The sequence below is a fragment of the Naumannella halotolerans genome (assembly GCF_004364645.1).
Classification (GTDB): domain Bacteria; phylum Actinomycetota; class Actinomycetes; order Propionibacteriales; family Propionibacteriaceae; genus Naumannella; species Naumannella halotolerans.
On the sequence record NZ_SOAW01000002.1, the window covers coordinates 530,181 to 553,743 of the forward strand.

21 protein-coding genes and 1 pseudogene are annotated in these 23,563 nt (G+C 68.3%); 10 read left to right on the forward strand and 12 right to left on the reverse strand.

Annotation, left to right across the window (positions count from 1 at the left end; genetic code table 11):
- Positions 1 to 114: 114 nt before the first annotated feature.
- Both CLV29_RS13610 and CLV29_RS13615 read right to left on the reverse strand, forming a co-directional pair.
- The gene (locus tag CLV29_RS13610) at positions 115 to 699 is read right to left on the reverse strand and encodes a bifunctional 4-hydroxy-2-oxoglutarate aldolase/2-dehydro-3-deoxy-phosphogluconate aldolase (RefSeq protein ID WP_133755609.1); all 585 of its coding nucleotides are present in this window, start codon (positions 697 to 699) and stop codon (positions 115 to 117) included.
- A 61-nt stretch (positions 700 to 760) separates the two neighbouring features.
- Positions 761 to 2,560, reverse strand: a complete 1,800-nt coding sequence (locus tag CLV29_RS13615; RefSeq protein WP_133755610.1) for an ABC-F family ATP-binding cassette domain-containing protein — start codon at positions 2,558 to 2,560, stop codon at positions 761 to 763.
- Between the two features lie 82 nt (positions 2,561 to 2,642).
- Between CLV29_RS13615 and CLV29_RS13620 the strand changes: the two genes are divergently transcribed.
- Positions 2,643 to 4,076, forward strand: a complete 1,434-nt coding sequence (locus CLV29_RS13620) for an MFS transporter (RefSeq protein ID WP_243831932.1) — start codon at positions 2,643 to 2,645, stop codon at positions 4,074 to 4,076.
- Positions 4,077 to 4,269: 193 nt separating this feature from the next.
- A complete protein-coding gene (locus CLV29_RS13625; RefSeq protein WP_133755611.1) occupies positions 4,270 to 5,508 on the forward strand; it encodes a multidrug effflux MFS transporter in 1,239 nt (412 codons plus the stop codon).
- Positions 5,509 to 5,796: 288 nt separating this feature from the next.
- Here CLV29_RS13625 and CLV29_RS13630 read toward each other — a convergent pair whose 3' ends face one another.
- Complete coding sequence (locus CLV29_RS13630; protein ID WP_133755612.1) at positions 5,797 to 6,381, reverse strand: Rho termination factor N-terminal domain-containing protein; 585 nt, start codon at positions 6,379 to 6,381, stop codon at positions 5,797 to 5,799.
- 239 nt (positions 6,382 to 6,620) lie between these two features.
- Between CLV29_RS13630 and CLV29_RS13635 the strand changes: the two genes are divergently transcribed.
- The 3 genes from CLV29_RS13635 (at position 6,621) to argS (ending at position 10,525) form a co-directional block, all read left to right on the forward strand.
- Positions 6,621 to 7,739, forward strand: coding sequence for an LLM class flavin-dependent oxidoreductase (locus tag CLV29_RS13635; protein ID WP_243831933.1), 1,119 nt, complete (start codon positions 6,621 to 6,623; stop codon positions 7,737 to 7,739).
- Entirely contained in the window at positions 7,736 to 8,401 is a 666-nt protein-coding gene (locus tag CLV29_RS13640; protein WP_133755614.1) for an NADPH-dependent F420 reductase, read from the forward strand. The genes CLV29_RS13635 and CLV29_RS13640 overlap by 4 nt, the downstream gene beginning before the upstream one ends.
- Before the next feature lie 489 nt (positions 8,402 to 8,890).
- Positions 8,891 to 10,525 (forward strand): arginine--tRNA ligase, encoded by a 1,635-nt coding sequence (argS, locus tag CLV29_RS13645; RefSeq protein ID WP_133755615.1) that lies wholly within the window; start codon positions 8,891 to 8,893, stop codon positions 10,523 to 10,525.
- 38 nt (positions 10,526 to 10,563) lie between these two features.
- Here the strand turns inward: argS and CLV29_RS13650 are convergent, their stop codons facing one another.
- The 4 genes and pseudogenes from CLV29_RS13650 to CLV29_RS13665 form a co-directional block, all read right to left on the reverse strand.
- On the reverse strand, positions 10,564 to 10,863 hold the full coding sequence (locus CLV29_RS13650; RefSeq protein ID WP_243831934.1) for a helix-turn-helix transcriptional regulator: 300 nt from the start codon (positions 10,861 to 10,863) through the stop codon (positions 10,564 to 10,566).
- Positions 10,746 to 11,150, reverse strand: a complete 405-nt coding sequence (locus tag CLV29_RS17240) for a cupin domain-containing protein (RefSeq protein WP_424991536.1) — start codon at positions 11,148 to 11,150, stop codon at positions 10,746 to 10,748. The genes CLV29_RS13650 and CLV29_RS17240 overlap by 118 nt, the downstream gene beginning before the upstream one ends.
- Before the next feature lie 118 nt (positions 11,151 to 11,268).
- Positions 11,269 to 11,568: pseudogene (locus CLV29_RS17245) on the reverse strand (cupin domain-containing protein); the annotation flags it as partial.
- Complete coding sequence (locus CLV29_RS13665; RefSeq protein WP_166649280.1) at positions 11,552 to 12,034, reverse strand: anthrone oxygenase family protein; 483 nt, start codon at positions 12,032 to 12,034, stop codon at positions 11,552 to 11,554. The gene CLV29_RS13665 and the pseudogene CLV29_RS17245, both read right to left, overlap by 17 nt.
- A 445-nt stretch (positions 12,035 to 12,479) precedes the next feature.
- On the opposite strand from CLV29_RS13665, the gene CLV29_RS13675 reads away from it, so the two are divergent.
- Together CLV29_RS13675 and CLV29_RS13680 are read left to right on the forward strand one after the other, a co-directional pair.
- The gene (locus CLV29_RS13675; protein ID WP_133755620.1) at positions 12,480 to 13,781 is read left to right on the forward strand and encodes an MFS transporter; all 1,302 of its coding nucleotides are present in this window, start codon (positions 12,480 to 12,482) and stop codon (positions 13,779 to 13,781) included.
- 994 nt (positions 13,782 to 14,775) lie between these two features.
- On the forward strand, positions 14,776 to 15,459 hold the full coding sequence (locus tag CLV29_RS13680; protein WP_243831935.1) for a nucleoside/nucleotide kinase family protein: 684 nt from the start codon (positions 14,776 to 14,778) through the stop codon (positions 15,457 to 15,459).
- A gap of 74 nt (positions 15,460 to 15,533) precedes the next feature.
- Here CLV29_RS13680 and CLV29_RS13685 read toward each other — a convergent pair whose 3' ends face one another.
- The gene (locus tag CLV29_RS13685) at positions 15,534 to 16,301 is read right to left on the reverse strand and encodes an NUDIX hydrolase (RefSeq protein WP_133755621.1); all 768 of its coding nucleotides are present in this window, start codon (positions 16,299 to 16,301) and stop codon (positions 15,534 to 15,536) included.
- A 60-nt stretch (positions 16,302 to 16,361) separates the two neighbouring features.
- On the opposite strand from CLV29_RS13685, the gene nadA reads away from it, so the two are divergent.
- The 3 genes from nadA (at position 16,362) to nadC (ending at position 19,949) form a co-directional block, all read left to right on the forward strand.
- Positions 16,362 to 17,417 (forward strand): quinolinate synthase NadA, encoded by a 1,056-nt coding sequence (nadA, locus tag CLV29_RS13690; protein ID WP_133755622.1) that lies wholly within the window; start codon positions 16,362 to 16,364, stop codon positions 17,415 to 17,417.
- Positions 17,414 to 18,979, forward strand: coding sequence for an L-aspartate oxidase (gene nadB / locus CLV29_RS13695; RefSeq protein ID WP_133755623.1), 1,566 nt, complete (start codon positions 17,414 to 17,416; stop codon positions 18,977 to 18,979). Before nadA ends, nadB begins: the two co-directional genes overlap by 4 nt.
- 70 nt (positions 18,980 to 19,049) lie before the next feature.
- On the forward strand, positions 19,050 to 19,949 hold the full coding sequence (gene nadC / locus CLV29_RS13700; protein ID WP_133755624.1) for a carboxylating nicotinate-nucleotide diphosphorylase: 900 nt from the start codon (positions 19,050 to 19,052) through the stop codon (positions 19,947 to 19,949).
- 69 nt (positions 19,950 to 20,018) lie between these two features.
- Here the strand turns inward: nadC and ppgK are convergent, their stop codons facing one another.
- Genes ppgK through CLV29_RS13720 form a run of 4 tightly spaced genes read right to left on the reverse strand, consistent with a single transcriptional unit; the run spans position 20,019 to position 23,488 of the window.
- Entirely contained in the window at positions 20,019 to 20,819 is an 801-nt protein-coding gene (gene ppgK / locus CLV29_RS13705) for a polyphosphate--glucose phosphotransferase (protein ID WP_133755625.1), read from the reverse strand.
- Positions 20,820 to 20,821: 2 nt separating this feature from the next.
- Positions 20,822 to 22,363, reverse strand: a complete 1,542-nt coding sequence (locus CLV29_RS13710; RefSeq protein WP_133755626.1) for a PH domain-containing protein — start codon at positions 22,361 to 22,363, stop codon at positions 20,822 to 20,824.
- On the reverse strand, positions 22,360 to 22,854 hold the full coding sequence (locus CLV29_RS13715; protein ID WP_133755627.1) for a PH domain-containing protein: 495 nt from the start codon (positions 22,852 to 22,854) through the stop codon (positions 22,360 to 22,362). The genes CLV29_RS13710 and CLV29_RS13715 overlap by 4 nt, the downstream gene beginning before the upstream one ends.
- 43 nt (positions 22,855 to 22,897) lie before the next feature.
- The gene (locus tag CLV29_RS13720; RefSeq protein WP_133755628.1) at positions 22,898 to 23,488 is read right to left on the reverse strand and encodes a DUF1707 SHOCT-like domain-containing protein; all 591 of its coding nucleotides are present in this window, start codon (positions 23,486 to 23,488) and stop codon (positions 22,898 to 22,900) included.
- Between the last annotated feature and the right edge of the window lie 75 nt (positions 23,489 to 23,563).

The following is a 23,563-nucleotide window of genomic DNA, read 5'->3' on the forward strand; positions in this document are numbered from 1 at the left end:
ACCGCATTGACGGCTCGGAGAACATCCGATGTTTACGGGGCCCAGCATAAGCCTTCCTGGGGCGCGGCGGCCACCACCCGGCAGGCAGACCTCACAAGAGATCGGACCGAATGGTCAGGACGGTCGCGATGCGCACAGCTCGACGAAGGCCTTGGCGCGCTCGGCCAGCGCGGACAGCTGCCCACCTGAAAAGGCATCTCCGAGCAGCGGTCCGCCGACGCTCACCGCGGCTGCACCCGCCTTCAGCCAGGCGGCGGCGCTGGTCAGGTCCACGCCACCGGACGGAACCACCTCGATGTCGGGGAACGGGCCGCGAAGGTCCTTCAGGTAACCCGGGCCGACCGTACCGGCGGGGAACACCTTCACCGCCGAGGCGCCGGCCGACCAGCTGCCGAACAGTTCGGTCGGGGTGAGGCCACCCGGCACGATCGGTACGCCAGCAGCAGTCGCCTGCTCGACGAGTGCGGTCGAGCTGATCGGGGTCACCAGGTAGGTGGCTCCGGCCTCGACCGCCGCGGACAGGTCGGAGCTGTTGGTGACGGTGCCGATGCCCAGGTCGACCCGGTCGCCGTAACGCTCCCGGAGTCCGGGCAGGGCCTCGAACGTGCCCGGTGTGGTCAGGGTCAGCTCGACGCTACCGATGCCCGCCTCGACCAGGACATCGAGCACTCGCTGGTAGGCGGTGTCTCCCGAAGCCATCGAAACCGATCATGGTCCCCGGGTCGACTACGACACCCGGGCCGTGTCGATCGGTACGGGTTCACTCCAGTACCTCCCCGAGGTCGTACCAGCGGACCTCCAGCTCCTGCTGTTCGGCCTCGAGCTTGCCGATCCGCTCCATCTCCTCGCGCAACCCCTGGTAGTCAGACTGGTCGTGTTCGGCCAGGGCCGTGTGGGCCGCGTCGATCTGGGTCTGCAACTTCTCCAATCGGCGCTCGATCGCGGCGAACTCCTTCTGCAGGGCCCGCAGCTCGGCGCCACCGGGCTTCGTCGAAGCCTCGGCCGCCGGGGCGGGGTCGGGACCCCGGTCCGACGCGGAGCGCTGCTCGGCTGCCCGGAGCTGGAGATACTCCTCCACGCCTCGCGGCAGGTGCCGCAGATGGCCGTCCATGATCGCGTACTGCTGATCGGTCACCCGCTCCAGGAAGTATCGGTCGTGGGAGACGACGATCAAGGTGCCCGGCCAGGAGTCCAACAGGTCCTCCAGCGCCGCCAGCATGTCGGTGTCCAGATCGTTCGTCGGCTCGTCGAGAATCAGCACATTCGGCTGCTCGAGCAAGATCAACAGCAGTTGCAGCCGGCGCTGCTGCCCGCCGGACAGATCCTTCACCGGAGTCGACAGCTGCTCGTTGGAGAACCCCAGCCGCTCCAGCAGCTGGCCCGGTGTCAGCTCCTGGGCCTTCGAGCCGGTGCCGAGCACATAGCTGGTCCGGAGCCGGGAGATCACCACCCGGACCGGGTCGTCGAGGTACGGCTCGAGCTCGTCGATGCGCTGGGTGAGGGTCGCCACCTCGGCGGTCTTGCCGCGCTTCACCCGTCCGCTGGTGGGCGTTACCTCGCCGGAGATCAGACCCAGCAGGGTCGACTTGCCGGCACCGTTGACACCGAGGATGCCGGTGCGCTCACCGGGGGCGATCCGCCACTCGACATCGTCCAGCACCTGTTTGTCACCGTAGGCGACACCGACGTCGAGCAGATCCACCACATCCTTGCCGAGGCGGGAGACCGCCAAGGACTGCAGCGCCACCTGATCGCGTACCGGTGGGACATCGGAGATGAGTGCATTCGCCGCGTCGATCCGGAACTTCGGCTTCGAGGTACGCGCCGGCGCACCCCGCCGCAGCCAGGCCAGCTCCTTGCGGGCCAGGTTCTGCCGGCGCTGCTCGATCGTCGCCGCCTGCCGATCACGCTCGACCCGCTGCAGGATGTAGGCGGCGTACCCGCCGTCGAAGGGTTCGACGATCCGGTCGTGCACCTCCCAGGTGACGGTGCAGACCTCGTCGAGGAACCAGCGGTCGTGGGTCACCACCAACAGTCCGCCGGCATTCGGTGCCCAGCGGCGCTTCAGGTGGTCGGCCAGCCAGGCGATCGCCTCCACATCCAGATGGTTGGTCGGCTCGTCCAGGGCGAGGACGTCGAAGTCACCGCTCAGCAACCGGGCCAGCGACACCCGCCGGCGCTGGCCGCCGGACAGCGAGCCGAGGGGTGCCTCCCAGTCCAGATCGGCGAGCAGTCCGGCCATGATCTCCCGGATCCTCGGATCGCCGGCCCATTCATAGGTCTCGGCGTCGCCGACCACCGCGTGGCCCACGGTCTCGTCGTCGGGCAGCACATCGGCCTGGTCGAGAACCCCGATCCGTACCCCGTTGCGCGTGGTCACCCGGCCCGAATCGGGTTCCTGGGCTCCGGCCAGCATCCGCAACAGGCTCGACTTGCCGTCGCCGTTGCGTCCGACGATGCCGATCCGGTCCCCCTCGTTGACCCCGAGGGAGACGGAGTCGAAGACGACCTTGGTCGGGAATTCCAGGTGCAGGGCCTCGGCCCCCAGAAGATGTGCCATATCGCCACCAAGACTAGGGGCTGTGGATCGGCGGTGATACCGGTGCGACGGGGCCTGACCGGCCGGAGTAGGGTCCACGACGGTGGGAGTCTCTCGAGCAGATGTCGGTCTGCGGTCCGAGCGCGGACCCGTCCTGGTGGCGATGATGGTCTCCACCGCGCTGATCGCGGTCGACGCCACGATCCTGGCCACCGCCGTCCCCTCGGTGGTGGCCGACCTGGGCGACTTCGAACGCTTTCCCTGGCTGTTCTCGATCTACCTGCTCGCGCAGGCGGTCTCGGTGCCGATCTTCTCCCGGCTGGCCGACACGATCGGTCGCAAACCGGTGATCCTGACCGGGATCGGCTTCTTCCTGGCCGGTTCGATCCTCTGCGGCGTGGCCGGCGACATGACGATGTTGATCATCTTCCGATTGGTCCAGGGGCTCGGGGCCGGTGCGGTGATGCCGATGACGCTGACCATCGTCGGCGACATCTACACCGTCGAGGAACGGGCCAAGGTGCAGGGATACATCGCCAGCGTGTGGGCGGTCTCGTCGGTGATCGGGCCGAGCGTGGGCGGTCTGCTGGCACAGTTCGCGAACTGGCGATGGATCTTCTTCGTCAACATCCCGTTGTGTCTGCTGGCCGGCTGGATCGTCCTGCGGCGCTATCAGGAGAACGTCCGGGCCACCTCCCTGCGGATCGACCTGCCGGGTGCGATCACCTTGACGCTCGGGTTGTCGGCGGTGATCCTGGCGGTGCTCGAGGGCGGCAACGCCTGGCCCTGGTGGTCGGTGCCGAGTGTGGGCATCTTCGCCTTCGGTCTGGTCATGTTGCTGATCTTCGGCTGGGTGTCTCGACGTTCGGCGGACCCGGTGGTCGACCTGTCGCTGCTGGCCCGGCCGCTGATCATCACCACCACCGCCGTCTCGGCCGGGGTGGGAGGCCTGATGACCGGTATCACCAGCTTCGTCCCGACCTACCTGGAGAACTCGATCGGGCTGGCGCCGATCCTGGCCGGATTGGCCGTCGCCGGGATGCTGCTCGGCTGGCCGCTCGCGGCCACCAACGCTGGCCGGGTCTACCTGCGGTACGGGTTCCGGGCGACCGTGATCATCGGATCACTGATCGCCACCGCCGGTGCGGCGGTGTTGGTGGCGGTCACTCCGTGGCCGAACCCCTTCACCATCGGTCTGGGCGGCTTCGTCGTCGGTTTCGGGCTCGGCTGGACCGCCGCCCCGGGACTGATCGCCGCCCAGGCCTCGGTCGGCTGGAACGAGCGAGCAGCAGTCACCGGAATGAACATGTTCGCCCGCTCCGCCGGCAGCGCGGTCGGGGTCGCGGTCTTCGGTGCGATCGCCACCAATGTGATCAACAAGGGCGCCGGCGAGCACGACTTCGCGACCATCGTCGGCGCCACCTGGTGGGTCTTCGTCGCCACCGTGGTGGTGGCCGTCGGGATGGTCGTCGCAGCACTTCTGATGCCGCGGGAATCGGTGGCTAGCCCCGGGCAGGGCGAACCCGCCGGAGAGTGACTCGGCGATCGATCCGGCAGACACTCACTTCGCTGATGGGGCGCGACGACCTCCCGGGCCCCACGAGGGAGACGATCCGGCTGGCGTCGGTGATCCGGTGGCGAGCCAGGATGATCCGGCGGGAGCCCCGGACGAGCCGGCAGCGGTCCGGGGTGGTTGGCCGCGAGTCCCACCCGGATGGCAAGCTGCGGGGGTGACCGCCGCTGCCTCCGTACCCCTCAAGCGCTGGCAGGCAACGATCATCCCCCTGGTGCTGGCGCTGCTGGGGATGCTCGGGCCGTTCTCCATCGACACCCCCTACCCCGGGTTCGAGAGCATCCAGCACGAGTTCGGGGTCGGCAACGCCGAGACCCAGCAGCTGGTGGCGGCCTACATGCTGGCCTTCGCGGTGATGAGCATCCTGCACGGGCCGCTGTCGGATGCGATCGGCCGCCGGCCGGTGGTGCTCGGCGGGCTGAGCGTCTACGCCCTGGCCTCCCTGGGTGCGGTCTTCGCCCCGAACATGGCGGTGCTGATCGCCTGCCGCGTGCTGCAGGGGCTGGCCGCCGGCGGTGGGGTGATCGTCTCCCGCGCGATGGTCCGTGACCTCTACGCCGGACCGATGGCGCAGAAGCTGATGAGCCGGGTGATGATGATCTTCGGGCTGGCCCCGGCGATCGCACCGATCATCGGCGGCGTGCTGGTCACCTCCAGCGGCTGGCGCTCGGTCTTCGGCTTCATGACCGGGATCGGTGTCCTGCTGGTGGCGGTGGTGATCCTCTGCCTGCCCGAGACCCATCCGGTGGAGCGGCGCACCGAGTTGTCGGTACGCGGCCTGCTGCGCTCGCTGTTCGGGGTCTTCCGTACCCCCAGTTTCCACCGGGTCGCCTGGACCGGCAGCCTGATGTTCGGTGCCTACTTCCTCTACATCGGGGCCGCCGCGATCGTCGTGGTCGACCTGCTCGGGCAGGGGCCGAACGACTTCTGGAAGCTGTTCGTACCGATGATCATCGGATTCACCGGTGGTGCCTTCGTCGGTGGCCGGCTGGCGGGTCGGATCTCGATCATCGCCAGCGCCAGCATGGGGCTGGCGATCACGATCACCGGCGCCCTGACGAACACGGTACTGATGTCATTCCCGGCCCTGCAGGGATTGCCGTGGGCCGTGGTCGGGCCGTTCCTGCTCGGGTTCGGTGCCTCGATCGGTTTCCCCTCGATGCAGGTGATCGTGATGGACCAGTTCCCGGCCCACCGAGGAGCGGCCACCTCGGCCGCGACCTTCCTCACCCTGGTACTGAACGCACTCGGGGCAGGTCTGCTGGCCCCGGTGATGGCGCGCTCACTGTTCACCATGGCCGCGGTCGGGCTGGGTTACACCCTCGCCGCCGGGCTGTTGTGGGCCTGGCATCTCTGGCTGGCACGTGCCGGTCGGGTCGGTACCGCTGAGGCGTAGCGCGGACCTGCGGCGTTGACTCGCTCGGGGCAGACGCCCGAGTCAGTCCGGTGTCCGCCGCTGGGCGGCGTGGTCCTGACTCGCGGGCACTGCGGCCGAGAAGATTCGCGACGAGGGAGGGCAGGGGCACGATGGCTGTGCGGCCGTTCCCATCGCCGATGCAGATCCGGTCACCAGAGCCGACGCCGAGAGAACGGAACCGGTCCCGACCGTTCTCGAGGGAGCTGAGCGAATGATCACTCGGCTCCGACGGATCGGTCGGGACCGGTTCGGTAGTCGGTGTGTGCCTCAGCGCAGGGCGGCGACCAGCTGGGCCTTCGACATCCGCGAGTAGTTCTTCACGCTCTTGGCCTTGGCCTGCTCGCGCAGCTCGGCGACGGTGGGCGTACCACTCTGCCGGCGGGCAGCCGGTGCGGAGGTCCTCTTCGCAGCGGCGGAGGTCTTCTTGGCGGCAGGCGAGGCCTTCTTGGCCGTCGAGGTCCGCTTGGCTGCGGTCGAGGTCTTCTTCGCCGGCGCCTTGCGGGCGCTGCTCGCACGCGTACCGGTGCTCTTGCGCGCAGGCGCCTTCGTGGCGGTCGACTTCGTGGCGGTCGACTTCGTGGCGGTCGACTTCGTGGCGGTCGACTTCGTGGCCGGCTTCGGCGTTGCGGTCGCCGACGGGGTTTCGCTCTCCGATGCCGAGGGCTTCTCAGCCTTCTTCTCGAGCTGACGGCGAAGATCGGCGATCTCACCGGTCGCGGCATCGAGCTTCTTCTTCAGCTTCTTGTTGATCTTCTTGACCTTCGCGTCGGCGCGCACCTCCACCGCAGCGATCTGTTCCTGCAGTTCGTCGATGCTGCTCGCGAGCTTGCGTTCCTTCTTGGTCTTCGCCACGGGTTCTCCACCTCATCTGTCGTCGGTACAGAGCCGGAAATCTCCGGATGCGTGTGGGCCATCGTACGGATCGTCAGCGCTCGACCGGTACTCGGGACCTTTCCGCAGCCATGGGCCGCTTGATGTCCGTGGCTGCGAGCGCCGACGGTGAAGCAACCCTGGCCGGGCTGCGCGCCGAGGGGTTCGTCCGTCCCGACGCCGGCCGGAATAGAACACCGCCGATTGATTGTTCAACTGTCGTGAGCGATTCAGACCTGAACCAGTCCTCGACCGATCCGACGGTCCCGGTGGCGACCGAGCATGGTGCCGCCCCGGTCCGGATCGGTTTGAACACCTTCGGCGACGTGCCATCGGACGGAAACGGCGACCTGCTGAGCCACGCCGAGGCGCTGCGCCAGGTGGTGGCCGAAGCGGTGCTGGCCGACCGCAGCGGTGTCGACGACTTCCTGGTCGGTGAACATCACCGCGCCGACTACGCGATCTCGGCACCGGAGACGGTGCTGGCCGGCATCGCCACCCGGACCGAACGGATCCGGCTCGGCTCCGGGGTGACAGTCCTGTCCTCCGATGACCCGGTCCGGGTGTTCCAGCGGTTCGCCACTCTCGACGCCCTGTCCCACGGCCGGGCCGAGGTGATCTTGGGCCGCGGCTCGTTCACCGAGTCCTTCCCGCTCTTCGGCTACGACCTGGCCGACTACGAGACCTTGTTCGAGGAGAAGATCGACCTGTTCTCCCAGCTGCTGACCGAGGAACCGGTGACCTGGCAGGGCAACAAGCGGGCGTCGTTGACCGACGCCGATGTCTACCCCAAGACCGAGTCGGGCAAATTGGAGACCTGGGTCGGCGTCGGCGGTTCGCCGCAGTCGGTGGTCCGCGCCGCCCACTACCGGTTCCCGCTGATGCTGGCGATCATCGGTGGCGGAGCACGTCGCTTCGCTCCCTACATCGACCTGTTCCAGCGGGCGACCGAGCAGTTCGGCGGACCGTCCCTGCCGGTCGGGGTGCACTCCCCGGGATTCGTCGCCGAGACCGACGAGCAGGCCAGGGAGATCCTCTGGCCGTACCACCAGCAGCAGCGTGATCTGATCGGTCGCGACCGTGGATGGCCGCCCATGCAGCGTGCGGAGTTCGAGTCCGAGATCGCCCACGGTTCGCTGTACGTGGGGTCGCCGGAGACTGTGGCGACCAAGATCGCCGACACGATCTCCGCGCTGGGCATCGACCGCTTCGACATGGTCTACACCTCCGGTGCGATTCCGGCTGCCGACCGTCTGCGGGCGGTGGAGCTGTACGGCACCGAGGTGATCCCGCGGGTACGTGAGCTGCTGGCCGAGAAGTCGGCCGCGGACAAGTCGTGAGCGGTGAACCCGTGACCGCGCAGGAGCCGAGCATCGGGATCCTCGGTGCCGGCAAGGTGGGTACGGTGCTGGCCCGGTTGGCGGTCGCTGCCGGGTATCAGGTGCGGATCGCCGGCTCCGGTGCCCCGGAGAAGATCTCCTTGATCATCCAAGTGCTCGCCCCGGGTGCCCAGGCCGTCACCGCGGCCGAGGCCGTGCGGGCCTGCGACGTGGTGATCCTGGCGCTGCCGCTGGGCAAGCACACCGATCTGTCGCCGGCCGATTTCGAGGGCAAGCTGGTGATCGACGCGATGAACTACTGGTGGGAGGTCGACGGCCACCGCGAGGACTTCAGCGCCGACGGCGTCTCCACCAGTGGGATCGTCGCGGCGTACCTGCCCGGAGCGCGGGTGGTGAAGGCCTTCAACCACATGGGTTATCACGACCTGGAGGACGGCGCGGCAGCAGCGGGTACGCCGGGGCGGAAGGCGATCGCGGTCGCCGCCGACGACATCGAGGACGCCGAACGGGTCGCCCGAATCGTCGACAGGCTCGGATTCGACCCAGTTGCGGTCACCCCCTTGGCCGCCGGCATCGGCCTGCAACCGGGTCATGAGGCCTTCGGTGCGAATGTCGGCGCCGCCGAGCTGCGGGCGATGCTGGAGCGTACCGGCGTCAGCTGAGCAGGCGGCGGGTGATCCGGGTCAGATTCGCCGGCCGCGGGCTGCCCGGTGGCAGCCCGCGGCCCAACCGTCCTCCACCCCCTGGATGCCGAACCTTTCCGCAGGTTCGGCCCCCTGGCGGGCTGCGTAGGGGCCGTACCTGCTGAAGAAACGCGGTAACGGGGCAGCGCCGATGGTCGGCGCCCGCGTGAGAGTCCGGTCCAGGTCTCACAGTGAGGGTGGGTCATTCACCCGCCCTTGCAGCCTCTTCCGCAACTCTGGCCCCCTGGCGGGCCGTGCAGGGGCCGTACCTGCTGGAGAAACGCGGTGACGGGCCCGCACCGTCCCGTCGGCCCGAGCGTCGCGCCGACACAGACCCCGGCCCCGACCGTCCCGCCGATGCGGCTCGATCGCTCGCCGACCACGGCCGCGACACTCAGCCGGACCCATCGATGCGCGACAACCGAATCGATTTCAACCAAATGCGGGTGGGGGTGAACAATGGTCGCCATGTCGTCCCTGCCCTCGAAGCTGTCAGCCCGGTTCGCCGACGTCGCCGGGGTGGATCCGGAGCTGCGTCCGGCCACCAAACCGCAGTTCGGTCATTTCCAGTCCAATGTCGCCCTGCGGCTGGCCAAGTCCGAGGGACAGAACCCGCGAGCGGTCGCCCAGCGACTGGTCGACGAGATCGACGTGGCCGACTTGGCCGAGCCGTTGGAGATCGCCGGCCCGGGGTTCATCAACATCCGGTTGAAGCCCGAGGTGCTGGCCGCCGAGGCCGAGCAGGTACGGACCGATCCGGCGAACGGCATCGTGGCGGCCGAGCAGCCGCAGACCGTGGTGATCGACTACCCGAGTGCGAACGTGGCCAAGCAGATGCACGTCGGGCATCTGCGTACCTCGGTGATCGGCGATGCCTTCAACCGGGTGCTCACCGCCCTCGGGCACACGGTCGTACCGCAGGACCACATGGGCGACTGGGGTCGGCAGTTCGGCATGCTCGTGGAGCAGGTGTTGGACGAGAAGGTCGATGCGGCGTCACTGTCACTGGCGGAGTCCGAGGCGCTGTACAAGCGGGCCCAGGCACACTTCAACGACGATCCGGCCTTCGCCGATCGGGCACGCAAGCGGGTGGTGCTGCTGCAGTCCGGCGACCCGGAGACGATCAAGCTCTGGCAGGCGATGGTCGAGTCCTCGCGGCAGGGTTTGTTGAAGACCTACCAGCGACTGGGGATCAAGGTCGGGTTGGACGACTTCGACGGGGAGTCGCGCTACAACGACGATCTGCCGAAGGTGGTCGAGGAGCTGGAAACCGACGGCATCGCGGTGATCGATCAAGGTGCGCTCTGTGTCTTCGTCGACGGTTTCGCCGCCCCGATGATCGTCCGTAATCGTGAAGGCGGTTTCGGGTACGCGGCCACCGATCTCGCCGCGATCCGCCTGCGGGTGAACGAGATCCAGGCCGACCGGATCCTCTACGTCGTAGACGTACGCCAGTCCGACCATTTCGCCCAGGTCTTCGACACCGCCAAGCGGGCCGGTTGGCTGCCCGATTCGGTGGAGGCCCGGCACATCCCGTTCGGCACCGTCCTGGGGGCGGACAACAAGCCGTTGAAGACCCGTGACGGTGGCACCGCGACCCTTGATTCGTTGTTGGACGCCGCCGAGACCGAGGCGTCGCCGGAGATCGCGCTGGCCGCGATCAAGTACGCCGATCTGTCGAACTCGTTGATCAAGGACTACGTTTTCGATCTTGAGCGGATGGTACGTACCTCCGGGGACACCGGACCGTACCTGCAGTATGCGCATGCGCGCTGCAACCAGGTGTTGCGCAAGGCCCAGGCCGAGGGGTACGCGATCGGCCCGATCACTGTGCTGGACGAACCCGCGGAACAGCAGCTGGCGCTGAAGCTGACCCAGTTCGGTGAGGTGGTGGCCGAGGTCGGGCAGAGTCTGGCCCCGCACAAGCTGACGAGCTATCTCTACGACCTGGCCGAGTCGTTCTCCGGCTTCTACGAGAAGTGCCCGGTGCTGAAGTCCGAGGGTGAGGTACGCGCCACCCGCCTCGGGCTGGTGCAGGCGACCAAGGAGGTCCTGGCCCAGGGTCTCGACCTGCTCGGAATCGTCGCCCCCGAACGGATGTGACCTCCCGATCCCGGGGGATCTCGCGACGGGCTGGTTGATCACCCGCGGTACTGCGCCGGGCTGAGCCCGAACTGCCTCTTGAACGCCGCGCTGAGGCTGAACGGATTGGCATACCCCACACGGGTGGCGATGCTCGACAGAGTCAGGTCGGTGTCGCGCAGCAGATCGGCGGCCAGGGACAGGCGCCACTGGTTCAGGTAGGCGATGGGTGAGGTACCCGTCACGGTCTGGAACCGGCGACTGAGGGTGGAGGGGGACACACCGGCCTCATCGGCCAGGGAGACCACACTCCACGGCAGGTCCGGCCGTCGATGGATGATCTTGATCGTCTCGGCCACCACGTGATCACGGGAGCATGGACCCATGACCGGTGCTCGGCCGGAAGATCATGGGCCCACTCGCGGATGGTCGACACCAGCACGATGTCGAGCAGTCGGTCCAGCACACTGCTCTGGCCGATCTCGTTGCCGTCGAGTTCGGCGCTGAGGGATTCGAGGTACGAAGCGTGTGGGCGCTGCCGTACCAACACCGCGGCAACAGCTCGAGCAGCATGCGCCCCACCTCGGCCTGATTGCGATAGCTGGCGACCAGCATCGTGTCCGGGCCCGCGGGATCGTTTCCCCACTGTCGGATCCCGGTGCCGAAGCGTTCGGTGAGATTCGCCCCTGTGTCGTCCGAACAACTCTGGCCGGGCCCGATCCAGATGTCGGGGCGCAGGGTGAGGTCGCTGGACAGCAGGTAGGGGAGCTCCCCTTGATCAACGCCACGTCGCCGGCACGCAACAACGCTGCCGGTTGGTCGGGATGACGCAACCAGGCGTTCCCGGTCAGCGGAGCCACCAGGGTGAGCGGTGCATCGTCGCTCACCTCCATCGACCACGGCGGAGCCATCGAGACATGCAGCAGGAACGCATTGCTCGCGCGGACACCATCCAGGTAGTCGCTGAGTGGATCCACACCGACCACCGTAGTGATCACGGCGACCGCGTGATTCGGGACCCGGTCGCTGTGGTGGACCGGGGCCAGGTCAGTCACCGGTCGCACCGAGGAGGGTGGCTGCGGACAGGGAGAGTGCCGAGACCGCGGACAGGCCGGCTCGAATCGAGTTCGCTCTGGTCCAGTGGGTCAGGTAGTGCCGCCAGAAGGCATCTCCACCCGAGCCGCGCTCCAGGGTTGCCAACCTGTCGTCCAGTGGCACGTTGTAGGCGATGGTCAACAGGAAACCGGCCAGGTACGCCACGCCGCCGAGAGCCGCGACCGCATCGATGGCATCCCTGTCCCCGCGGAGCACGCGTAACAACAGGATGGCCGAGGCCACGGCGGCGCCGAAGAAGCAGATCATGAACGGCGCCTGGACGGCCGCGCGATTGAAGCCTTGCATCCTGGCGATTCCGGTGGCTGGTGCCAGCCGCCCGAGTTCGGGCATCACCCGTACCGAGAAGTTGAGGTAGACCGCTGCTGTCACCGCGCTGAGCAGCGCTCCGGCGGTGCAGAGAAGAGTACGGAACATGGGATGGGCTCCTCGGTGGCTGTGGCCGAGGTCGGTCGTGTGGACGCAGTCCCAGTCGATCGTGAGCTGCCCGGTCGTGCCCATGTCGGGCCGGGGCGGCGTCATATGTCAACGGGTCAGCGGATCAGCGGGTCAATGGATCAGTGGGTCAGCGACTCAGTGGGTCAGTGGGTCAGTGGGTCAGTGGGGCAGCGGGTCAGTGGGTCAGTGGGGCAGTGACTCAGTGGGTCAGTGGGTCAGTGGGGCAGTGACTCAGTGGGTCAGGGGGGGCAGCGACTCAGCGGGTCGGCGGGGTAGTGGGTCAGCATGCGTCGCTTCGACCGACGCCCCTGAGAAGCGGGACCTGGCCGTGCGCAGCGACGTCAGGTTGCCGACGTGAGGCAGGCAGGTTCCCAGTACGGTCACACCGCCGGTCGGGGCAGATCCAGTGCCATACTCGAAGGCTGTGACGACTCCTCCCAGCAAGGCACGGGATCGGTTCGAATCCCTCTTCGCCGATACCCGGCCGTTGCAGAACACCCACTACCGGCATCTGTGGGTGGCGAACATCGTCACGGTGATCGGGGCGCAGCTGACCGTCGTCGCAGTGCCGGCGCAGATCTATGCGCTCACCCAGAGCTCGGCGATGGTCGGCCTGACCGGACTCTTCGGCCTGGTGCCGCTGGTTGCCTTCGGGCTCTGGGGTGGTGCGCTGGCCGATGCGATGGATCGTCGAACGCTGTTGATCATCACCACCTTGGGTTTGATCGGTACCAGTGCGCTGTTCTGGTTGCAGGCCCATCTGGCGATCGACAACGTCTGGCTGGTACTCGCCCTGTTCTCGGTGCAGCAGGCGTTCTTCGCGGTCAACCAACCGACGCGAAGTGCGCTGTTGCCGCGGATCCTGCCGACTGATCAACTCCCGGCGGGCAATGCGTTGAACATGACCGTGATGCAGGCCGGTGGGATCGCCGGACCACTGGTCGCCGGGGCGCTGATCCCGTTCACCGGCCTGGCCACGCTCTACCTGATCGACACCTTCGCACTCGGCGCGACGCTCTGGGCGGTGATCACATTGCCGCACATGCCACCGACCTCGGGGGCATCGGCGGTCCCCGGGCTGCGGTCGGTGATCGACGGATTCGGCTACCTCGCCGGGAACAAGGTGCTGCTGATGTCCTTCGTGGTCGACATCATCGCCATGCTCTTCGGTATGCCACGGGCGCTGTTCCCGCAGATCGCCCACGAGAGTTTCGGCGGTGAGATCGACGGCGGGTCGATCTTCGCCGCGCTGTTCGCTGCGATCCCGCTGGGGGCCGTCCTCGGCGGGGTCTTCTCCGGTTGGGTGTCCAAGGTCGAGCACCAGGGTCGGGCGGTGATCATCGCCATCGTCATCTGGGGACTGGCGATGACCGGTTTCGGAGTGGCGGTCGGCTTCGCCGGGGTGTCGCTGCAGGTCGCGCTGGTCGTGGCCGTGGTGATGCTGGTGATCGGCGGCGCGGCCGACATGGTCTCGGCCGCCTTCCGTTCGACGATGCTGCAGGAGGCGGCGACCGATGAGGTCCGCGGCCGGTTGCAGGGGGTGTTCATCGTGGTCGTCGCCGGCGGGCCCCGGATGGCCGATGTGGTGCACGGAGGCGCTGCGGCCGTCGTCGGTACGGCAGTCGCCTCGGCCGGTGGCGGGATCCTGACGGTCGTACTGACCGTGGTGGTGGCGCTGGCCGTACCGACCTTCGTCCGGTATCGGGTCGTCCGCGCGGTGCACTGAGCGTTGTCTCGGGTGGTGGGACGTCGCTACCCCGGGTGCTTGTGAGTCCAAGCGACCGAGGTTGAGATGGCCCCCGACGAGGTCGCGTAGACCCGGCGCGGGTCAGCGCGACAGACGACCTCCGGCGTGCTGATCGATCGACGTCCGGATGCCGGGGATCCTCTCAGCGATGGTCGCGGGCCGAGATGTCCTCGTGCGGTTCCGTGGGACCTCGGGTGAGGCTCCACCGCCCGGCCGGGGAGCGTCGGGGCCGTCACCGCATTCCTTCAGCAACGTCGACCCTTGCGCAGCCGGTGGTGCGGCCGGTACGCCCGTCACTGCGTTCCTTCAGCAACTTCGGCCCCTGCGCAGCCGGTGGTGCGGCCGAACTTGCCGAAGGGGTTGCCCCGCGGGTGATTCTGGCCCGGCCTCACGGCACTGGTCCTGCCTGAGCGGGTGGGACTCGTGTGCACGGTGGGACGCGTGTGCCGTCCGTGGCCACAGCGAGGATGGTGGGCCCTTGGGTTGGACAGCCCCTCCAGTGGAGCGTCGGGGCCGGCACTGCGTTTCTTCAGCAAGTTCGGCCCCTGCGCAGCCTGTGGAGGGGCCGAACTCGCGGAAGGGGATTGCCGTTGCAGGGGCTCCGAGGCTTCTGGGGCTCCGGGGATTGCTGTCGCAGGGGATCCGAGGCTTCGGGGGCTGCAGCGGAGCCGTGCCATGTGTGGTGCTGGGTCGGAACAAGACAAACGTCACACTCGATTCGGGGCCGTGCACCGAGCAGCGCGAGGTGGCGCGGGCGGCCGGGATGGTCGTCGGATCGAGTGTGACGTTTGTCTTGCTTCCCCGCGACGTCCCCGGCCTTCCCGCGACGTCCCCGGCCTCCCTGCGACGTCCCCGGCCTCCCTGCGACGTCCCCGGCCTCCCCGCGACGTCCCCCGCCTCCCGCAACTCCCATGAGTTCCTCGCGACTCCCCGCGACTTTCCCTGCCATTCCCCTCGACGGCACTATGGTCCGGTGCCCGAGCAGCCAGCGACCATCCGTACCTTCGGTGAGGCGATGGAGCGCGCCCGCGGTCTGATCGGTCGGACACAACGCCGGATCCTCGGGATCACCGGCGTGCCGGCGGCGGGGAAGTCGACTCTGGCCGAGGCGCTCGTGGCCGTGCTTGCCCAGGAGTACGGCCGACGGGTCGCCCACCTGCCGATGGACGGTTTCCACCTCGCCGACGTCGAGTTGGCCCGACTCGGTCGCCTGGACGGCAAGGGAGCGCCGGACACCTTCGATACGCACGGTTTCGCCTCCCTGCTGGAGCGGGTACGCACCGAGCAGGACGTGATCATCTACGCCCCGGCCTTCGAGCGGGAGCTCGAACAGCCGGTGGCCGGCGCGATCCCGATCCACCCCGAGGCAGAGCTGATCATCACCGAGGGCAACTACCTGCTGCTCGACGAGCCGGGGTGGTGTCGCTCCCGCGCAGCGATCGACCAGGTCTGGTACTGCGAGGTCGACGAGACCCTGCGCCGGCAACGCCTGCTCGCGCGCCACCTCAGGTACGGCAAGGAACTCGCCCAGGCCGAGGCCTGGATCGCCGCGGTCGACGACCCCAACGCTGCCGCAGTGGCCGCGGTCGCCGCTACCGCTGACCTACGGGTGGCCGCCGAGGTGATCACGGACGCGGGGCGGCGAACGGGCCGGTGAGCGGATCCTCACGGGTCAGTTCGATCGACCTGCGTGACAGCTTCAGGCGGGCGAGCGGGATTATCCCGAGGTGATCACGGACGCAGGGCAGCGAACGGGTCGGTGACCCGCATGCTCCGCTCGACGAACCGGAACCGTTTGGCCGGCCGCCCACCGGCCCTGCTGCTGGCCGAGACCGAGCCGGTGGGTTCCAACTGGGACCGGCGGGTCAGCACTCGTTGCAGGTTGGTCGCCGAGACATCGTGACCGAGCGCGGCGACATAGAGCTGTCGTAGCTCGCTGATCGTGAACTCCCTCGGCGCCAGGGCGAACCCGAGATTGGTGTAGGAGAGTTTGCTGCGCAATCGTTCCACCGCCGATTTGATCACCGATTCGTGGTCGAAGGCCATCGGAGGAAGATCATCGGTGGGCAACCAGGCCGCATTGTCGGGCAACCGTGGGTCGACATCGGCCGGCACCAGCCCGAGGTAGGCGGTGGCGATCGTCCGGTCGAAGGGGTCGCGACCGGGTTCGCTACGGGTCTCGAGTTGCTCGAGATGGGCGATCTGGGTGAGGTCCACCCGCTCGGCCAGATAGCGCGTGGCCGCAGCGCCGACGGTTTCGGTCTGGGTCAGTGGGCCGCTCGGGACGGCCCAGGCGCCGCTGAAGGGATCCCTCCCGCGTTGCCAGCCGAGGACGGTCAGCCGGCCATCGGTGATCCGCAACACGACCGCCAGTGCTTCGTGCCGGAACCGGCCGACCGGCTGATCCGCGGGCTCGGACGGTACGCGGGTGACCGCCGCAGCGGTGGGGGGTAGGGGTGCCGAATCACTCGACGAGGGTCTCGAACTGTTGGACGACACGGGGGCATGTTACTCTTCCCACAGGTTTTCGAATTACAGGCGAAAACTAAGGAGGATGTGATGACGCAGACCGTGGACACCCCGATGGCTCCCACGACCATCGACGGGTACCGATCCCCGAACCCGGCCGAGCAGGCCGTATCCGACCCGGACGTATCGGCCGCCTGGGCACAGGAGGTACGCGAGCTCGCCGCCGAGCAGAACGCGGTGATCCTGGCGCACAACTACCAGGCACCGATGATCCAGGACGTCGCCGATCACGTCGGCGACTCGCTCGCACTGTCGCGGCTGGCGGCGGCCACCGATGCGGAGACGATCATCTTCGCCGGGGTGCACTTCATGGCCGAGACCGCGAAGATCCTGTCCCCGGACAAACGGGTGATCATCCCGACCGCGGCGGCCGGATGTTCCTTGGCCGACACCATCGACGCCGATCAGTTGCGCGCTTGGAAGGCCGAGCATCCCGGGGCGGCGGTGATCGCCTATGTGAACACCACTGCGGAGGTGAAGGCCGAGTCCGACATCTGCTGCACATCGTCGAATGCCGTCGAGGTGGTGGAGTCGGTGCCACCGGACACCGAGATCCTGTTCCTCCCCGACATGTTCCTCGGCGCCCACGTCCGTCGGCAGACCGGGCGTTCGAACATCCACACCTGGCTCGGGGAGTGCCACGTCCACGCCGACATCTCACCCTCGGACCTGGTCGGGGCGATGACCCGCAATCCCGATGCCGAGCTGTACGTCCACCCCGAGTGCGGTTGTTCCACCTCGGCGCTGTGGATGGCGTCGTCGGGAGAGTTCCCGGCCGACCGTACCCACATCCTGTCCACCGGCGGGATGTTGGATGCCGCCCGGTCCACCAGCTCTCAGACGGTCCTGGTCGCCACCGAGATCGGTATGCTGCACCAGCTCCGCAAAGCCAACCCGGGAACTGATTTCCGGGCCGTGAACCCACAGGCGAGCTGCCGCTTCATGAAGATGATCACACCGGAGCTGATGCTGCAGGCACTGCGTACCGGACGCGACGAGGTGCAGGTGGAACCCGCCATCGCGGCCCATGCCCGGGCCGCCGTGGAGCGCATGATCGCCATCGGCAAACCCGGAGGTGGAGAATGACCGGTGCCGACGAGCGCCCGGTGATCATCGTCGGTGGAGGCGCCGCCGCGCTGTCGACGGCGATCAGCCTGATCGGCGCCGGCCAACCGGTGATGATCATCGGCAAGGACGGTGTCGGCGACGGGTCCACGGCGCTGGCCCAGGGCGGACTCGCGGCGGTGCTCGACCCGGCCGACAGCGCCGAGGCGCATCAGCTCGACACGCAGACCGCCGGCGCCGGTCTGTGCGATCCGGACGCGGTACGCGAGCTCGTACAGGCCGCACCCGGGGCGATCACCCGGCTCGCCACCCTGGGAGCCCGGTTCGACACCGATCGCCACGGCGACTGGGCCCTCGGCCTCGAGGGCGGCCATTCCGCCCGGCGGGTCGTGCACGCCGGTGGCGACGCCAGTGGAGCGATGGTGGCAGCGACCCTCGGCTCGGCGATCCGGAGCGCAGCCGCCGAGGGAAGGGCCGAACTGGTCAGGGCCATGGTGAGCGGTCTCCTGCTGGGCGCCGACGGGGAGGTCTGCGGTGTGCAGACGGTCGACGAGGACGGCACGGTACGCCAACTCCGCGCCCGGGCTGTGGTGCTGGCAACCGGTGGTCCCGGACGGGCCTGGCCGCTGACCACCAACCCGCCGACGGCGACCGGCGACGGCCTGGCACTGGCTCTGAGAGCAGGAGCGGTGGCGCGTGACCTGGAGTTCGTCCAATTCCACCCGACCGCCCTGGACGTACCGGGACCGCAGACCGTCCTGGTCTCCGAGGCGGTACGCGGTGAGGGTGCGGTACTGGTCGACGAGACCGGTTCGGCGCTGATGGTCGAGCGGCACCGGCTGGGCGATCTGGCTCCGCGGGACGTGGTCGCCGCGGCCATCCACGAGCACCAGCTCACCGGGGGCCGGGTCTGGCTCGACGCGACCATGATCGACGACTTCGCCAGCCACTTCCCGACCGTGGACCGGTTCTGTCGCGCTGCCGGCATCGTCCCGGAAACCGATCCGATCCCGGTCCGACCGGCCGAGCACTACCACTGCGGCGGCGTGCTGGCCGACCTTTCCGGGCGCACCACGGTGCGGGGCCTGTACGCGGTGGGCGAGGTGGCCTCCACCGGTGTGCAGGGCGCCAACCGGTTGGCGTCCAACTCGCTCACCGAGGCGCTGATCGCCGGCGAACGGGCCGGTGCCCTGCTGGCGAGGTCGGCGGGCGAACCGACCGAACCCGTCCGCAGCACGGCCGGCGACGGTCTCGACCGGTCGGCCCTGCCCGCCCTGCGGAGTGTGGTGGGCCGCGGAATCGGTGTCCTTCGCGACCGCACGGGTCTGCTCGACGCGTTGGCTGCGCTCGACGGTCTCGACGTACCCGGTGACGGCACCCGAGCCGACATCGAGACGGCCAATCTGCGACTGGTCGCCAGGGCGATCGGTACGGCGGCGCTGAACCGCACCGAGTCACGCGGTTGTCACCGACGATCGGATCATCGCCGCACCAGTGAACAGTGGCAGCGGCACCAGGAATTGATCATGACCGCCGGCGGGGACTTCGTCCCGTTTGGCCGCTCCGCGCAGGTGGCGGCATGAACCCGCGCAGCGTTCGATCAGCGGCGTCGAACCGCCGGACAGTCGCCGGAGCAGACACTGGGGTTGCGCGATGAACAGCCTGCTCGATACGCAGACCCGAACCGTCGATGGACCGACGCCGGAGCAGATCTCTGCAGCGGTCGAACTGGCTCTGGAAGAGGACCTTTCGTTGGGTGCCGATGTCACCACCCTCGCCTGTGTGGCCATCGATGCCCGGGGCACCGCAGCCGTGGTCAGCCGACAGCCGGGGGTGCTCGCCGGGCTCGAGCTGGCGGTGCAGGCATTGCGTACCGTGGCGCAGCGTTCGGGTACGGAGTTGATCATCGAACAGTTCGTAGCCGACGGTGATCCACTCCGGCCGGGGCACCCGGTCCTGCAGGTGACGGGCTCGCTGCGTACCGTCCTCACCGCCGAACGGACCGCGCTGAACCTGCTGGGACAGCTGTCCGGGGTGGCGTCGCTGACCGCCCGCTGGGTGGAGGCGATCGACGGCACCGGGGCGATCATCCGGGACACCCGCAAGACGGTGCCCGGTCTGCGTGCGCTGCAGAAGTATGCGGTGCGCTGCGGCGGCGGGCAGAACCATCGGATGGCCCTCGGTGATGCCGCCTTGATCAAGGACAACCACATCGCTGCGGCCGGTTCGGTGACCGCGGCATTCGAGGCGGTACGCGCAGCCGCCCCCGAACTGCCGGTGGAGGTCGAGTGCGACACCGTCGAGCAGGTGAGCGAGGCGGTCGCCGCCGGCGCCCGGCTGGTGCTGCTGGACAACATGGGCCTTGATCAACTCCGACGCTCCGCCGAGCGTGCCCGCGTCGCCGGGGTACGGACCGAGGCCAGCGGCGGGCTGGAACTCGACCGGGCCCGGGAGGTCGCGATGACCGGTGTCGACTACCTGGCCGTGGGTGCGTTGACCCACTCGGCGCCGGTGCTCGACCTGGGGTTGGACATCATCGACGTCTGCCGATGAACAACGGGCCCGGTCGGTCGTGCCCCGGTCGTGCTCGGGCGACCAGTGTCGCCGATCCGGGACTCTTGCTCAGGGCTTGCGCTGGGGATCGGTGACCGCCATCGGCGCCCGGAGCTGGTCGGGGTTCGAGGCGAGATAGGCCGCGCCGATGATGCCCGCCCGGTTTTCCAACTCCGCGGGGATGATCGGTGCGTTGAGCTTCAGCAGCGGCAGGAACTTCTCGGCCTTCCGGGAGACCCCGCCGCCGACGACGATCAGGTCGGGCCAGATCAGCCGTTCGATCATGTCGTAGTAGTTCTGCAGTCGCGGGGCCCATTCCTTGTAGGACAGGCCGTCACGCTCCTTCGCCCCGGAGGAGGCCTTGGTCTCCGCGTCGTGGCCGTTGACCTCGATGTGGCCGAGTTCGGTGTTCGGGATCAGCACACCCTTGTAGATCAAGGCCGAACCGATGCCGGTGCCCAGGGTGGTCATCAACACCTTGCCGAGATTGCCCTTGGCGGCGCCGAACTGCACCTCGGCCAGGCCCGCGGCATCGGCATCGTTGACCAGGATGACGTCGCGGCCCAGCGCCTCGGCGAACAGGTCCCGGGCCTGGGCGCCGATCCAGGACTTGTCGATGTTGGCGGCGCTGAGGGTGATCCCGGCCCGGACCACGGCGGGGATGGTGATGCCGACCGGGCCCTGGCCGATCTGGTCGGCGAACTCCTCGGCGATCTCGGCCACCACGGCGGCGACGTTCTTCGGTGTCGACTTCTTCGGGGTGGGGATCTTCAACCGGTCCTCGGAGAATTCACCGGTGGTCAGGTTCACCGGGGCTCCCTTGATGCCGGAGCCGCCGATGTCGATGCCGAGAACGAGTTTCGCAGTCATGGTCACGACCTTAGTGGCGGCGGCAGGTCGGGTGGTAGATCGCCTGTCCCGTGCCCGACCGCACCGGTGTGCGACCGCTCCCGTGCCACCCGTTCGCGGGCCCGCCGGGAACGGTCGAGCTGGCTCAGGGCCAGGGCCCGGGCGGCCTGCGGGTCCAACTCGTGGGCGGTCCAGGTGACCGGGCCCGGGGTGGTGTCGAAGTGCACGCTCGCGGTGCGTACCCCTCGTTGCAGCGGCCCCTGGGTGATCCGTACCGACTGCACTTTCGCATGCGGGACGACATCGGTGACCCTGTCGACCAGGCCGCGGACCGAGACCGCCACCTCGTCGTCGTGGCCGAAGCGGAAGGTCTGGATGGTGAACCAGTGGAAGAGCCTGGCCCGCGAGGGGCTGCCCCACATCGGGATCGAGGCCAGGTTCACACCGGGCAGGATCTGCGCCAGGGCCACCTGCAGATCGTGGAAGTTGCCGACCGGGAGCAGGATCGAGGAGCTCTGCGTACCGTCCTCGGTGCTGGAATCGGTGCCCTTGATCCCGAGCACGTCGATGTCGAGGCGGTAGAACCCGAAGGCGCGCCATAGCAGGTACTGGGTGATCCGCACCCCCTGGATCCGGTCGATCGGTACGGACTGGCTGGTGATGTTGGTCAGACCACGACTGATCCGCAGCCCGCGGCCGGTACGCGAGAGCGTGTAGTTGAACTGCGACAGCACCCGGGAGCCGATCATCCGGACGGTGCCGATGACGATCGGGATCAGCACACTGACCGAGGCGACACCGAACCCGAGCGCCAGCACGGTGATCAGGGCAGCCAGGGTGATCGCGGCCATCACCAGGAAGTCGGTGGCGGTGAGCAGACCGGCCAGCAGCCGGGCCGGTGGGATCCTCACCAGTACCTGATCGCGGGCGGACAGATCCTGGAATCCCCCGGAGACCGGGCCGGCGGCGGAGTCGGCCACGGTGATCTGCTCCCCGTGCGCGCGGCTCAGCAGGTAGTCGCGGATGCGGTACGTCTTGCGCCGGGTCAGGTAGCGCAGGGAGGTCTTGTCGTTGCCGGCGTCGATCCGCAGTTCGGCGAGCCCGAAGATCCGGGCCGCCAGGGGTTGGATCACGTCGATTGACTGGATCCGCCCGAAGGGGATCCGTTTGGAGCTCTTGGTGAACAGTCCGGTCTCCACCCGCAGTTCGTCGTCGTCGATCACGTAACGGGTGAACCACCAGCTGATGAAGGAACTCAGCGCGACCACGGCGATCACACCGGCCAGGGCGGCGAGGGCGATCAACAGGTTGGCCCGCAGCAGTTCGAGCATGCTGGCCGAATCGGTGCTCCGGGAACCGTCAGGAATGAACTCCCGGCCGATGGCGACGATCACCAGCAACAGGACCAACCAGCCGCGGATCAGTGGGGTTGCCGGGTGCGGGCGCTCGGCGCGCTTGGCCAGTGCCGGCTCCGGGGTGGCGGTCGGCGCTGCTGCGGCCGGATCGGTTGCCCGCGGCTCCGGTTCGGATGCCGCACGGCGAGGCTCCTGATCGCCGAAGCTCACAGGCCGGAACTCCCGGTCTCGGCGCGCTGGGTGAGCCGGTCGCGCAGTTCCGCGGCCCGCTCGGGCGGCAAACCGGGGATCATCGCGTCGGTGGAGGCCGAGGCGGTCACCAGTTTCACCCGGGCCAGGCCGAAGGCCCGTTCGATCGGGCCGGACTCGACCTCCACCACCTGCATCCGCCCGTACGGTACGGCGGTCAGCCGACGGAACCAGAGCCCGCGGGTGATGTAGAGGTCCTCGTCCAGTTCGGCGTACCCCCAGGAGGCGCAGAGCGTGCCGATCCGGATCAGCCGCCAGCTCAGGAAAGCGATCCAGGCGACCACCGGGATGGCAACCACCCACGGCTCGAAGATCAGGCCGAGGACGACGGCGGGAACGGCGAACAGGAGGGTGTAACTGATCACTGCGCCGATGCGCCGTACGGTCGCCCAGCGTGGTGAGAGCCTCTGCCAGGCCACGGACGGAGGGGCGAAGAGCTGATCGGGCGTCACGGGTTCAGTATCCCGGTCCCGGGACGGTGGTGCACCTCTGGTGCTACTTGGTCTTGTGCTTCTTCTGTTTCGGGCCGCGGACCTCGACGCCGCCCATCATCACCGTACCGGTCAGCACCAGTTCGCGCGCTGCGCCGGCACCGGCGACGCGCTTGATGTCGTTGCCGCCCATGATCGCGGTCATCCGGTCGGTCACCCGGACATCGCTGCCGACCTTGATCTCCACGCCGGCCATGCACAGCTGGATGTCGAGCTCGATCCGGTTGCCCGGCCAGACGGCCTCGGTCAGGTCGAGTTCGACCCCGCCCCAGAAGGCGCGTACCCGGGTACGGGCCCGCGGGCGCCAATCGCCGTCGCGTTTGGCGCCGGAGAGGAAGGCGGTGAGCAGTTCGGGTTCGTCGGTCGGCAGCGGAGGCCCCTCCGGGAGCTGTCGCGGTCGGAGGTCGTCGAGGGGTACGAGATCGCGCGTCAGTTCGACCAATTCGTCGAAGTGGCGGGCCTGCATCGCCGAGTTCACCCGCAGGTCGAACTCCTCATGGGTCAACCGCCCCTCGCTGAAAGCGGCGGTCAGCAGGTCTGCGACCTGATCGCGATCGGCGTCGGAGGCCCGGAGCTGGATCTGTTCTGCAGCCATGTCCGCACTCTAGGCAGCAGTGCCGTGTCCGTCTCGGGGTAGAGCGGGGGATCGGGGGACTTTCATGGTGGGCCC

What these genes read in the sequence shown, in the direction of transcription:
- CLV29_RS13610 (WP_133755609.1), bottom strand. Translation starts at nt 699, where the DNA reads ATGGCTTCGGGAGACACCGCCTACCAGCGAGTGCTCGATGTCCTGGTC.
- CLV29_RS13615 (WP_133755610.1), bottom strand. Translation starts at nt 2,560, where the DNA reads ATGGCACATCTTCTGGGGGCCGAGGCCCTGCACCTGGAATTCCCGACC.
- argS (WP_133755615.1), top strand. Translation starts at nt 8,891, where the DNA reads ATGTCGTCCCTGCCCTCGAAGCTGTCAGCCCGGTTCGCCGACGTCGCC.
- CLV29_RS13665 (WP_166649280.1), bottom strand. Translation starts at nt 12,034, where the DNA reads ATGTTCCGTACTCTTCTCTGCACCGCCGGAGCGCTGCTCAGCGCGGTG.
- nadA (WP_133755622.1), top strand. Translation starts at nt 16,362, where the DNA reads ATGACGCAGACCGTGGACACCCCGATGGCTCCCACGACCATCGACGGG.
- nadB (WP_133755623.1), top strand. Translation starts at nt 17,414, where the DNA reads ATGACCGGTGCCGACGAGCGCCCGGTGATCATCGTCGGTGGAGGCGCC.
- nadC (WP_133755624.1), top strand. Translation starts at nt 19,050, where the DNA reads ATGAACAGCCTGCTCGATACGCAGACCCGAACCGTCGATGGACCGACG.
- ppgK (WP_133755625.1), bottom strand. Translation starts at nt 20,819, where the DNA reads ATGACTGCGAAACTCGTTCTCGGCATCGACATCGGCGGCTCCGGCATC.
- CLV29_RS13720 (WP_133755628.1), bottom strand. Translation starts at nt 23,488, where the DNA reads ATGGCTGCAGAACAGATCCAGCTCCGGGCCTCCGACGCCGATCGCGAT.